Annotated in this window: 9 protein-coding genes; 8 read left to right on the forward strand and 1 reads right to left on the reverse strand. The window is 38.7% G+C overall.

Annotated features, from left to right (window positions below; translation table 11 throughout):
• Positions 1-12: 12 nt before the first annotated feature.
• Positions 13-774 carry an alpha/beta fold hydrolase gene (locus tag RWU19_RS13545; RefSeq protein ID WP_002315226.1) on the reverse strand — a complete coding sequence of 254 codons (762 nt, stop codon included), beginning with the start codon at positions 772-774 and terminating at the stop codon, positions 13-15.
• A gap of 165 nt (positions 775-939) precedes the next feature.
• Here RWU19_RS13545 and RWU19_RS13550 point away from each other — a divergent pair, with 165 nt between their 5' ends.
• The 8 genes from RWU19_RS13550 (at position 940) to RWU19_RS13585 (ending at position 12,198) form a co-directional block, all read left to right on the forward strand.
• Complete coding sequence (locus RWU19_RS13550) at positions 940-1,572, forward strand: lysozyme family protein (RefSeq protein WP_002290135.1); 633 nt, start codon at positions 940-942, stop codon at positions 1,570-1,572.
• Between the two features lie 57 nt (positions 1,573-1,629).
• Positions 1,630-2,490, forward strand: coding sequence for a DUF368 domain-containing protein (locus RWU19_RS13555; RefSeq protein ID WP_070770703.1), 861 nt, complete (start codon positions 1,630-1,632; stop codon positions 2,488-2,490).
• Positions 2,491-2,678: 188 nt separating this feature from the next.
• On the forward strand, positions 2,679-4,994 hold the full coding sequence (locus RWU19_RS13560; protein WP_024634656.1) for a cation-translocating P-type ATPase: 2,316 nt from the start codon (positions 2,679-2,681) through the stop codon (positions 4,992-4,994).
• A gap of 181 nt (positions 4,995-5,175) precedes the next feature.
• Positions 5,176-7,017: a DNA primase gene (gene dnaG / locus RWU19_RS13565; RefSeq protein WP_002290141.1), complete on the forward strand. Its 1,842-nt coding sequence runs from the start codon at positions 5,176-5,178 to the stop codon at positions 7,015-7,017.
• A 23-nt stretch (positions 7,018-7,040) separates the two neighbouring features.
• Positions 7,041-8,150, forward strand: coding sequence for an RNA polymerase sigma factor RpoD (rpoD, locus tag RWU19_RS13570; RefSeq protein ID WP_002290142.1), 1,110 nt, complete (start codon positions 7,041-7,043; stop codon positions 8,148-8,150).
• Positions 8,151-8,369: 219 nt separating this feature from the next.
• On the forward strand, positions 8,370-10,475 hold the full coding sequence (locus RWU19_RS13575) for a cell division site-positioning protein MapZ family protein (RefSeq protein ID WP_123838002.1): 2,106 nt from the start codon (positions 8,370-8,372) through the stop codon (positions 10,473-10,475).
• A 281-nt stretch (positions 10,476-10,756) separates the two neighbouring features.
• On the forward strand, positions 10,757-11,620 hold the full coding sequence (locus RWU19_RS13580; RefSeq protein WP_002290150.1) for a virulence factor B family protein: 864 nt from the start codon (positions 10,757-10,759) through the stop codon (positions 11,618-11,620).
• Positions 11,621-11,724: 104 nt separating this feature from the next.
• Positions 11,725-12,198 carry a Fur family transcriptional regulator gene (locus RWU19_RS13585; RefSeq protein WP_002290152.1) on the forward strand — a complete coding sequence of 158 codons (474 nt, stop codon included), beginning with the start codon at positions 11,725-11,727 and terminating at the stop codon, positions 12,196-12,198.
• The last annotated feature ends 78 nt before the right edge of the window (positions 12,199-12,276 follow it).

Below are 12,276 nucleotides of genomic sequence, written 5' to 3' on the forward strand. Positions count from 1 at the left end.
TATTCCTAATAATTATGTTTCAGAAAGAAATTGAAGAACTTCTCGGTTGAAGCGTTCAGGATCTTTTCTAGCTAATTCATGTCCTTGTTCTTTTACAAGTACAAAAGAAGCTTTTGGTATAGTTTTAGCTATATACAGAGAATGTTTCAGTTTGATCACATCTTTTTTTCCTACAATAATCAAAGTTGGGGAGTTGATTTTTTTTAAATCATTTTCTGTAAGGCCGATATCATGCAGCAATAGTTTAATAACTAACAGATTTTTGCGAAGGCTTGGGCGAAATAAAGAGAGCAACCATACCCATGCATAATGAAAATTGCTGATGACTCTGGCAGAAAAACGAACGCCTTTAACTAGCGTGTTTCCAGAATTTAAAATCAGTCGATGAACTTTTTGGGGAAAGCTGCTGGCAAATACCAATGCCAGATTTGCGCCATCACTAAATCCAAGAAAATCTGCCTGATTGATTTTTTCTAGCAACATAATCGTATTCAGATCCTCAGCCATCAAATGAAAATTCAATATAGATGCTTCATTTGTTGAACGGCCATGTCCTCTGCTGTCTACTAGATAAACGGTATAGTAGCGTTCAAGTACGGGAACCTGTTCTGAAAAAAAGCGGCCGCTGCCATCATTGCCATGCAGTAAAAAGAGTGGGAAGCCTTGACCACTCTTTTCATAATAAATTTCGCTCCCGTCTGACATTTTTGCATATTTCTTTTCTTTTTTCACATAATCACCTACTGTGTAAAGTATAACGATTATAACAGTCATTGGGCAATCGTTTTTACTGAAAAACAACGATCATTTTCGTAAGATGATAAAAAACACAGGAAAATTCATTTTTTCTTAAGGTGTGCACAGAATTTAAGGAAGAAATAGCCAAGAAGATAAAGAAATAGTAAGATAAAAAAGATGTCAAAATAACTAGGTGATGAAATGAAGCGAAAACGATTATCTATTATCCGTATTCTTTTTTACATGATCCTTCTAACGGTCATTGGTGCGGTGTTGTTTTTAGGAGGAAGAACTTATCGCTCAGTAAAACGGGTGGAAAGCTATCAAATAGAAATAACGACAGCTGCAAAAAATTATCATATGGAAGCATACGAAAAATTGATCAAGGCAATAATCTTGACCGAATCAAAAGGAAAAGGCACAGATCTCATGCAGAGTTCAGAGAGTTTGCATGGAGAAGCCGATATCATTGATAATCCAGCTGACAGTATTGATCAAGGGGTCAAATATTTGGCGGAGATGATAATGGAAGCAAAAAAACAAGGATGTGATCTGTGGACCGCTGTCCAAGCGTATAATTTTGGGAAAGATTATATTGCCTATGTAAAAAATCATGGCGGAGAAAACACAGTAGAACTAGCAGAAGCATATTCTAAAGATGTGTTAAGCCCACTTTTAGGAAATGAAGAAGGAAAACAGTACCGATATTGGCGGATCCAGTCCTTGCTTTACAACGGTGGCTATCTCTATCATAATGGAGGTAACATGTTTTATCCTGATATTGTCAAAATGAATGAAAAAATAATAGAGACTTACGAAAAAGTCTTTAAATAAACGAGTAGGAAATATCCAAACATAATAAAATGAGTTGAAAGAAGGAGTGCGCAAATAGTGGAAAAAAGGCAAAAAATGGAAAATCAAAAAGTGGGGTACACAACCAAAGATTGGATGTTGCGGTTTGTGAAGGGAATGTTTATCGGTTCAGGATTTATCTTGCCGGGGGTCAGCGGTGGTGCATTAGCAGCTGTTTTTGGCATGTATGAGCGACTGATTTCTTTTCTAGCCCATATCACAAAAAATTTCAAAGAAAATGTTTTGTTTTTCCTGCCTGTTGGTCTAGGCGGAGTGACAGGCATCTTTTTACTTTCTTTTTTAGTCAGTTTTTTATTAGGGGCGTATGAAACAACAATATTGTGGTTTTTTGTTGGGTGTATCGTCGGAACTGTTCCTGCGTTATGGAAAGAAGCAGGAAAAAAAGGACGAGATACTTCTGATGTAATCATCATGGTTGTTACTTTTGTTCTGGCTTATTTGTTTTTATTATACGGTGCTCGATTATTTGATGGACAAGTCGATCAGAATTTTGGGACTTGGCTGATCGCCGGTGGATTGATTGGTTTAGGGATGATTGTCCCAGGATTGAGTCCTTCTAATTTTTTGGTATATATGGGATTGTACAAAGCGATGGCTGACGGATTTAAAGAAGTTCGGTTTGAAGTCATCTTGCCGATCGGAATTGGTGGGATTCTTTGTGTCCTTGGCTTGTCAAAAATCATGGATTATATTTTCTCAAAGGCATACAGTAAGCTATTCCATTTTATTTTAGGCGTCGTTTTTGCTTCAACGATTATGATCATCCCTACTGATTACGCGGGATTGGGAGTCGCTGGCGTGCTAGCTTGTCCTGTTCTTTTTGTAGCTGGTACAGCACTAGGATGGTGGATGAGCCGTTTGGAAGAACAATATAAGTAAAGATAGTTCGATAATAAAAAAACAACACACGGGTGATTCATACAAAAAAGATCAGCATCTTTTTCGTAAGAATCATTCGTGTGTTTTTCTATAAATTTTATAAAAACAAGTTGTTTTTAATCTTGGAACACGCTAGACTTAAACACGTGATTATTTTTGAAAGTTGGCGGAAAATGGAGAAAAAGAAAATGAATGGACTTACACAGCAAGAAGTAGTTCAGAAAATGGCTTCTGGCCAGCAAAATGACTACCAGGAAGATGCATCAAAAAGTACAAAGCAAATATTCAGCGATAATATATTGACGTTATTCAATTTTCTGAACTTCGGTATCGGGATTTGCCTGTTATTTGTAGGTGCTTATTCCAACATGGCGTATTTAGCAATTATTATCGTGAATATCGTTATTGGAATTTATCAAGAAATACATGCAAGAAATCTTGTACGGAAATTATCGATTGTTTCCCAATCAGAAGTACTAGTGATTCGGGACGGTAAAGAACAATCGATTTCTACTAAAGAGCTGGTATTAGGAGATTTGGTAAAAATCGGAGCAGGAGAACAGATACCAGCCGATTTGCAGGTCATATCAGGACGGGCAGAAGCAAATGAAGCTCTTTTGACAGGTGAATCTGACTTGATTGTCAAAGAAGCTGGAGCTGAATTGCTTTCTGGGAGCTTTTTGACAAGTGGTTCTGTCATGGCTGAAGTCATCCGAGTAGGGGCAGATAATTATGCTGTCCGCTTGACTAGCGAGGCAAAAACCCACAAAGCTATTCATTCTGAACTTGTAGATTCGATTCGTAAAGTATCCAAGTTCACTAGTTTCGTGATTATTCCTTTAGGGATCATACTATTTTTGGAGGCACTGTTCATTCGCGATGCTTCTATCAAGATTTCAGTTATTGCCTCTGCAGCAGCTTTGTTAGGGATGCTTCCAAAGGGATTAGTATTGCTGATAAGTATTGCGTTAACGACAGGTGTAACAAAACTGGCAAAAAAACGGATTCTTGTTCAAGACATGTATTCCATTGAAACACTTGCTCACGTCGATACATTATGTTTGGATAAAACAGGAACCATTACTGAAGGGAAAATGAGTATCCAGCGTGTAGAAGCATTACATCCGCTGTATGAAAAAGCTATTCCAGAAATTATGGGAACGTATCTTGCAGAAAGCAGTGATAACAACATCACCATGCGGGCGATGAGAGAGTATTTTGAGCTTTCTAATCGTTATGATGTAACAAACAAAGTCGCATTTTCTTCTGATCGCAAATGGGGTGCGATGGAGTTTCCAGAATTAGGAGTCGTATACGTAGGAGCACCTGAACGCTTGGTGGAAGAAGATCGGCTGCCAGATAGTCTAAAAACAGCTCAAGCGAATGGCTATCGCGTACTTATGTTGGGGATTGCTCCAAATCAGCAATTAAACGAAGAAAACCCCGCGTTTGTTGAGCCAGTTGCTCTGTTTGAAATCGATGATCCAATCCGAAAAAATGCGCCAGAAACACTAGCTTATCTTCATGAGGAAGGCGTTGACCTGAAAGTAATCTCTGGAGATAATCCATTTACTGTCTCCAATATTGCTAGACGTGCAGGATTACCGAATTATGATGCGTATATCGACCTTTCTCAGGTTACTGAAGAATCGGACGTGCGAGAAGCTGCACATCAATATACCGTTTTTGGTCGAGTGAGTCCTCAGCAAAAGAAATTACTGGTAAATGAATTGAAAGATAGCGGCAGAACGGTTGCGATGACAGGTGACGGCGTAAATGATGTTTTGGCATTAAGAGAAGCAGATTGTAGTATCGCCATGGCAGAAGGTGACGGAGCGACACGTCAAATTGCTAATCTGGTATTGTTGGACTCTGATTTTACGACATTGCCAGAAGTCCTGTTTGAAGGACGTCGGGTAGTCAACAATGTGACGAAAGTCTCCGGTATCTTTTTCATCAAAACGATTTATTCTTTTATTTTATCGATTATCTGTGCCGTTACAGCTATTGGATTTCCATTTATCCCTATCCAGATTACGCTGATTGATTTGGCGATTGAAGGGTATCCTTCCTTCTTTTTATCATTTGAACAAGATAAACGCAAAATCACTTACCGTTACTTGCCTACTGCACTTATCAACGCGTTGCCGAATGCCTTGCTTGTAGTAGTGAATATCATAGCAGTGTATCTACTTGGAAAAACGTTCGCGTGGGGAAGTAGTGAAACCACTACGTTGATGTATTACTTGCTAATTGGAATCAGCTGCATGGCAGTTGTAAAAGCTTGTTATCCTTTCAACCCGTTGCGAATATTCTTAGCAGTAACGACAATCGTAGGGATATATGTAGCTGCGATGCTGTTCCACGGAATTTTGGAAGTAAACTTAGGTTTAGGAGAAACCATAGGATACTTCGTTATGTTCATGATCATAAATATTGTCCTTCGATTATTGTACTGGAAGGCTGATATTCAAAATCAGCTACTGAAAAGAGTAGCAAATTGATGCTTAATTAAATAGAAATGTGTTATACTTGAAAAAGAATTGAAATATGATACAATCAAACATGTATAATTGTGTCCTTTAAAATCGCACTGATTTCAGTTAGTGCGATTTTTTACCGGTTATTCTCCTGAAATATCTTTTGTTAAAACGAAAAGATATCAATAAAGCAGGGGGTGGAAAAATGGCTCAACGGATTCCTCAAGAAGTTATCGAAACGGTACGCAGTCAAACGAATATCGTTGAGGTGATTGGACAATATGTCCAATTGAAAAAGTCTGGTAAAAACTACTTAGGGCTGTGTCCTTTTCATGAAGAACGCACACCATCCTTCTCTGTTGCAGAAGACAAGCAGATCTTTCATTGCTTTGGTTGCGGCAAAGGCGGAAACGTGTTTACTTTTCTTCAAGAACTAGAAGGACTGAGTTTTCCAGAAGCAGTGATAAAAGTAGCAGATTTCGAACAGATTCCGTTGGAAGATCAATGGCGTCAGCGAACGGTAGCTGTACAAAATCCTGAATCTGCTACAGGAAAATTGATTGCTGCTCATGAAAAAGCAGCGGAAATCTATCATCACATGCTGTTGCATACAAAAGCGGGACAGCCAGCCCTAGAATATTTGCAAAGTCGTGGGTTGTCTTTAGAATTGATTGAAGAATTCAATATCGGGTTTGCGCCTAATGAACGCTCGTTTCTTCAGCAAGTCTTCAAGAATGAATCATTCTCAAATGAATTGTTAGAACGTTCTGGATTGTTTGTCACACATGATGATGGCCGTCTGTCGGACCGTTTTTACCAAAGGGTGATGTTTCCCCTTCGTAATCCTCAAGGCCAGACAATCGGGTTTTCAGGACGCTGGCTTGCACCTGAAAAAGGGCAGGAAAAAGATCAGCCCAAATATTTGAACAGTCCGGAAACAGAATTGTTTAATAAAAGACAAGTTTTATTTAATCTTGATAAAGCAAGAAGCGATATCCGAAAAAATGGAGAAATCTTGTTGTTCGAAGGTTTTATGGATGTGATTGCTGCATGGCAGGCTGGTATCAAAACTGGATTAGCTTCCATGGGAACAAGTCTGACAGCTCAACAGATCCAGCAAATGGAAAAACTGACGAAAGAACTGGTTTTTTGTTATGACGGAGATAACGCAGGTTTTGAAGCAACCAATCGAGGGATTGAATTGCTTCGGCAAAATAGTCGCTTAGGACTTTCGGTCGTAGTCGTTCCAGAAAAGCTTGATCCTGATGAATATCTCCGTAAGTATGGGGAAGCATCTTTTCAAGAATTAGTGGCTCATGGGCGTGAAACAGTTTTTACTTTTAAATCACGTTATTTGAAACAAGGGAAAAATTTAGAGAATGAAAAAGACAAAATCGAGTACCTTGAAGAATTATTAGTTGAACTTAGCCGAGTCGTTTCACCAATTGAACAAGATATGTATTTATCGCAGCTGTCCACAGAGTTTCAGGTCAGCAGAGAGACGATACAAAAACAATTGCGTGAGCTCCGAAGAACAAATCAGCAAAATCGTCAAGAACCTCAGGAAAACCAACATACGCAGACCAAGAGACAAGAAACTGCACGGAAGAAGAGACCGTTGACGCAGGTAGAAAAGGCAGAGCAGATTCTGTTGTACCGCGCATTTAAAGAAGTTTCTGTCCGCAATATTCTAAAAGAACGAGAATTTCAGTTTATCCACGACGCATATGCAGAAGTTTATTTTTTATTCGATGCATATGTCTCACAACATTATGAATTCAACCTTGCAGAGTTTTTAGACTTTTTGCAAGATGAAAATTTAAGGCGGTTGGTGGTGGAGATCGAATATCTACCGGTGGCAGAAGAAAGTTCGCCACGGGAAATCCAAGACTTGCTAGATGTGATCAGCAAATCTGGCTTAGCTGATGAAATAACATTAAAAAAACAAATGCAGCAAGAAGCCAGACGTACTGGGAACAAACAGCTTGAGCTTGAATTGACGATCGAAATCATCAATTTAACGAAACAGTTAAAACAAGCCAAATAGCTACTCAAGGGGGGCCTTCTTTTATGGCAAATGGAACAGATAAAAAAAAGTATGAAGCAGCAGTAGCAGCTTTCATCAAAGAAAACAAACCCAAACGACAAGTTGTATATGATGATTTATCCAATCAGCTTGCTACACCATTCACTTTGAATGCAGATGAAATGGACAAATTGATCCAAAAGATTGAAGACGCAGGTATCAGTGTGGTGGATGAAAATGGTGATCCATCAATTCACAGCTTGAAAAGTGCTGAGAAAAAAGCTGAACAGGCAAAAACAGAAGATCTCTCTGCGCCAACCGGTGTAAAAATCAATGACCCGGTTCGTATGTATCTGAAAGAAATTGGCCGTGTCTCCCTTTTAACTGCGGAAGAAGAAGTAGCGTTAGCATTGAAAATCGAAGAAGGCGACCAAGAAGCAAAACAGCGTTTAGCAGAAGCAAACCTTCGTTTAGTAGTAAGTATCGCTAAACGTTATGTAGGGCGAGGCATGCAGTTCCTTGACTTGATCCAAGAAGGAAATATGGGGCTGATGAAGGCAGTTGAAAAATTCGATTATCGCAAAGGATTCAAGTTTTCTACTTATGCTACATGGTGGATTCGTCAAGCAATTACTCGTGCAATCGCCGACCAAGCACGTACGATCCGTATTCCAGTTCACATGGTAGAAACAATCAATAAATTGATTCGTATCCAGCGTCAATTGTTGCAAGACCTTGGAAGAGAACCTACGCCGGAAGAAATCGGTGCAGAAATGGACCTTCCGACAGAAAAAGTCCGCGAAATCTTGAAAATCGCGCAGGAACCTGTTTCCCTTGAAACGCCAATCGGTGAAGAAGATGATTCTCATTTAGGTGATTTCATCGAAGACCAAGAAGCAACAAGTCCAGCAGAACACGCAGCATATGAACTACTAAAAGAACAATTGGAAGATGTACTAGATACATTGACTGATCGGGAAGAGAATGTCCTTCGCTTACGTTTTGGCCTAGACGATGGACGTACGAGAACACTGGAAGAAGTAGGAAAAGTATTTGGTGTTACTCGGGAACGTATTCGTCAGATCGAGGCTAAAGCATTGAGAAAATTACGCCATCCTTCTCGTTCGAAACAATTAAAAGACTTCTTAGAATAAGCACGAACTATTGACCAGAAGAGAAATCAGTCAAATGGTTTGGTTTATTTTAAAAGAAAAAAAGCTTGGGACTACGCGGTCTCAAGCTTTTTTTTCTATAGGAAGAAAATTTATTCATTATTTTTAAGTAAATCCTAAAAATAAGCTATTGGCGTGACGTATAGAATATGATAGATTAAATGGTAGCGTAAACCTAGTAAAGGAGCCGATCGCTAAGTGATGAAAAAATGTCCAAATTGCGGATCGAAAAAAATGGATGAGAACAATATCTGTCCAGACTGCGGTCATCAACTAACTGCAGAAGATCAGCAAACAAAAGAAACAATCGAAGAAATAAATGCAGATGAAACTATGCAGGATAAATCAACTGAAGACGCAGTCTTTCCTGATACAGAATTAAACGATCCAATCGAATGGTCGGAATTGAAAGATCTACCTCTCGAATCTGTGATGGAATTATTCGAAAAAACAGAATTAGAAGACGATGTATCATCTACTCACGATAAAGTAGCCAATAAAGAAAAAATGGAACAGAAGAAAGCAACTGTTCGTGAGACTTTGGAAAAATCAGGAAAGAATCAAGAAGAAACCCTTGAATCAAAACAAAAAAGAAGAGTAGCTGAACTAAAAGAAATCGTCGATAATGAGGAAGAAAATTCGATACTATCCGCCTATATCAAAGCACATCGTGAAGATACAAAGGAAGAGCACGCGGAAGAGCTGCTCAAAATGATCAGTGAAAAAATTGCACAGGAAAACAAAGTAGAACCAGAACATGAAGCTGAAAAAGACGCTGAAAAAGCCATTAGTAGAGTAAACGCTGCAGGTAAAGAATCATTAAAAACGAATGATCTAAAAACGGATGTCCCGGAAAAAACTGAAACATTGTCTGAAAAACAATCAGAAGACGAGAAATCGAATGGATTGCCGGAAGCAGAGAAAAAAGAAATGCTCGAAAAAGCAGACAAGAAGTCAACAGAGTCAGATGAAATAAATAATGAAGCCGATGCTGAAAGTCAATCTGCAAGTGAAGATAGCACTGTTCTTGAAGCTAAAATAGAAAAAGAAGAGAACCAGCCTGAGCTGATTGAAGCAGAAACAGAACCAATAACAATCGTGCCAAATACTGAAAAAACGCCTCAAGAATCAAACCTAGAAAAAAAAGATCTAGATAAGACACAAAAGAAAAAATCAAAAAAAGTGCCTTATCTCGCTTTAGCAGCGGTTCTTCTACTAGGTGGGGGAGGCTGGGCTTATTATGACCATCATCAAAAAGTAGAAGCCGAAGTAGCAGCAGAAGCAAAAAGACAGCAACAAATGGAAGACCTTCATGGGAAACTTGCTGCCTTTTATACAGATGATCACCATCAATTTATTCGTGCAGATATGATTCATCAAGATCTATCAAAACTAAAAAATGATTTATCAAGTCTTAAGAATGAAAAAGGATATTCAGCGTTAGAAACAACTTATCAAGATATCCAATCTAAGATCCAAGATATCCAGAAAGTGAATGAATGGTTCGTAGCACCTGTGATCGTCGATGATCATCTAGCAGATGACATCAAGTTGAAAGCAGATAAAGAGATACAAACGATCGAAACGGATAACACAGATTTTGGAAAATTGATTCAACAAGCACAAACAGAAGCTAAAAATCAATATGCTGAATTGCAAACAGCTAAAGAAAAAACAGCTATAGTCTTTAAAGACGGAAAAGTAGTGGGTTCAGCGACACGCGACCAATACAAGACGGCAAAAGAAGCAGTAGAAAAGGTGAAAAATACAGATCTATCTGCTCAGTTGAATGAACAATTGAAACAAGTAGACAAGATGCTCACTGATAAAGAGAAAAAAGAAGAAGAGGAAAAGAAAAAAGCAGAAGAAGCGAAAAAAGCAGCTGAAGAACAAGCAAAACAAGCCGCTCAAGCAGCAGCTGTAGCTCAAGCCGCTCAACAAGCTGCGGTCGCACAAGCAGCACAGCAAGAAGCGGCCTCATCGACTCCTTCCTCTTCAAACTCAGCGAATCAGCCAATCAAATCTGCCAGAGCAAGTGATATTGCCGATGCATCTAATCCAGCATGGACGTGGGCACCAGGTGTCCAAAGCAAAGTGATTGCTACATGTATCCAACGTGGATATATTGTTGAAGGAGGTTACAGATTAGAAAAAGCCAGAATCGAAAATGGGGAAGGCTATTACAATCTATATGCCACTTCAACAAAATCTGCATTGATGAAAGGCATTGGAGAAAGTGCTTTGCCATTTTATATCGTAACGATCAACTGTAAAACTGGGTGGTTCGGAGGAAATGGGAGCAATTAGTTTTAGCTAAACGAAAGAGGTTGTGAGCCTGCCGTTTCACTCTGAGTCACAAGGAACAATTTCAAAAAACAGCTTCTCATGTTTGATGAATAGTGTGACTTGAAACCGAGGAGTTGGCAGGTAAACACCGTTTATTCAAAAAAGGGGAGTATGACACAACTGTTGTCATACTCCTTTTTTCACCTTTCCAAAGCAAGGCTCAGCTATTCAAGTAGATAACATTATGTTATGATAGCAAAGAAATGTATTAAGAAAACCTTTCACTATAGAGGGAGAAAAAAATGAACGATTTATTAGCAACTATATTTACAGGTATTATTATTGATGAAAATGAAAAAAATTACTTTGTCCAAAAAAATGGGCAAACCTTTGGCTTAAGCAAATCAGAAGGCGAGCACAAAATCGGTGAGGCAGTGGAAGGATTCGGCTACCAAAATCAAAAACATGAAAACCGGATCACTACACAAATTCCAAAAAGTCGCATCGGTCACTATGCATTTGGGATCGTTACTGCTACACGAAAAGATTTAGGCGCATTTGTCGATATCGGTCTTCCAGATAAAGACTTTGTCGTATCTCTTGATGAATTACCGACCATGACAGAGCTGTGGCCTAAAAAGGGAGATCGTTTGATGATTTCCCTTAGAGTTGATGCAAAGGATCGTGTTTGGGGTAGTTTAGCAGACGAAAAAATATTCAAATCTTTAAGCAAGTATGGAACAGAAGAAATGAAAAACAAAGATGTGATAGGAACAGCCTACCGTTTGAAATTAACAGGTACGTATGTTTTGACTGAAGATTTCTATCTTGGGTTTATCCATCCTTCTGAACGATATAACGAACCTCGACTAGGCGAGCAGGTAAAAGGGCGTGTGATCGGTGTCCGACCAGATGGTGTACTGAATCTTTCATTGAAACCAAGAGCGTATGAAGCAATATCAGATGATGCACAAATGATTTTAACCATTTTAGAACGTTCTGCAGATCAGCAAATCAACTTTACAGATAAATCAGATCCAGAAGACATCATGAAAGCTTTCGGCATCAGCAAAGGTGCTTTTAAGCGAGCATTAGGCAATCTTTTGAAACAAGGACTGATTAAACAAGAAAACGGTGTGACAAAATTAGTCAAAAAATCTAATTGAGAATCCCTTGCATGTTTTTCTTAACTAGCTTATAATAATTTTAATTAACACAGTGTTATTGTTTTTCTAAATTGTAATTATTATAAATTGTTGGGGTTGAGTAAATGGTCATGAATGCTATTTCGGCGATGAAAAAAACAAAACAGCAGCTACATGAATCGGGGTTCAAGCTGACACCGCAAAGAGAAGCTACCCTGCTTGTGCTTTTGGAGAATGAGAAAGAGCATTTGTCTGCAGAAGAGATCTTCTTTTTAGTGAAAAAAAAGAGTCCAGAAATTGGACTTGCTACTGTTTATCGAACCCTTGAAATCTTGACAGAATTAAAAATTGTCGATAAAGTAAGTTTTAATGATGGATTAGCCCGTTATGATTTGAGAAAAGAGGGCGCTAAACATTTCCATCATCATTTACTATGCTTGAACTGCGGCACGATCGAGGAAGTAGAAGAGGATCTTTTACTTGAAGTGGAGCAAGTAGTAGAAGAACGTTATCATTTTTTAGTAAAAGATCATCGGCTGACGTTCCATGGAATCTGTCAGGAATGTTATGAAAAAGAAAAAAGAAACCAGTCCGTCTGAGTGTCTAGACGGCTTTTTCTTTGCTCAGATTATGGAAAAAGACTATCAGAATGAAGCGGTATCTGATATGATAGAGAG

The organism is Enterococcus sp. 2STP (assembly GCF_032465635.1).
GTDB classification, from domain to species: domain Bacteria; phylum Bacillota; class Bacilli; order Lactobacillales; family Enterococcaceae; genus Enterococcus_B; species Enterococcus_B lactis.

Coding starts and splice junctions, on each gene's coding strand:
- rpoD (WP_002290142.1), top strand. CDS start 7,041: ATGGCAAATGGAACAGATAAAAAAAAGTATGAAGCAGCAGTAGCAGCT.
- RWU19_RS13550 (WP_002290135.1), top strand. CDS start 940: ATGAAGCGAAAACGATTATCTATTATCCGTATTCTTTTTTACATGATC.
- RWU19_RS13560 (WP_024634656.1), top strand. CDS start 2,679: ATGAATGGACTTACACAGCAAGAAGTAGTTCAGAAAATGGCTTCTGGC.
- RWU19_RS13575 (WP_123838002.1), top strand. CDS start 8,370: ATGAAAAAATGTCCAAATTGCGGATCGAAAAAAATGGATGAGAACAAT.
- RWU19_RS13545 (WP_002315226.1), bottom strand. CDS start 774: ATGACTGTTATAATCGTTATACTTTACACAGTAGGTGATTATGTGAAA.
- RWU19_RS13580 (WP_002290150.1), top strand. CDS start 10,757: ATGAACGATTTATTAGCAACTATATTTACAGGTATTATTATTGATGAA.
- dnaG (WP_002290141.1), top strand. CDS start 5,176: ATGGCTCAACGGATTCCTCAAGAAGTTATCGAAACGGTACGCAGTCAA.
- RWU19_RS13585 (WP_002290152.1), top strand. CDS start 11,725: ATGGTCATGAATGCTATTTCGGCGATGAAAAAAACAAAACAGCAGCTA.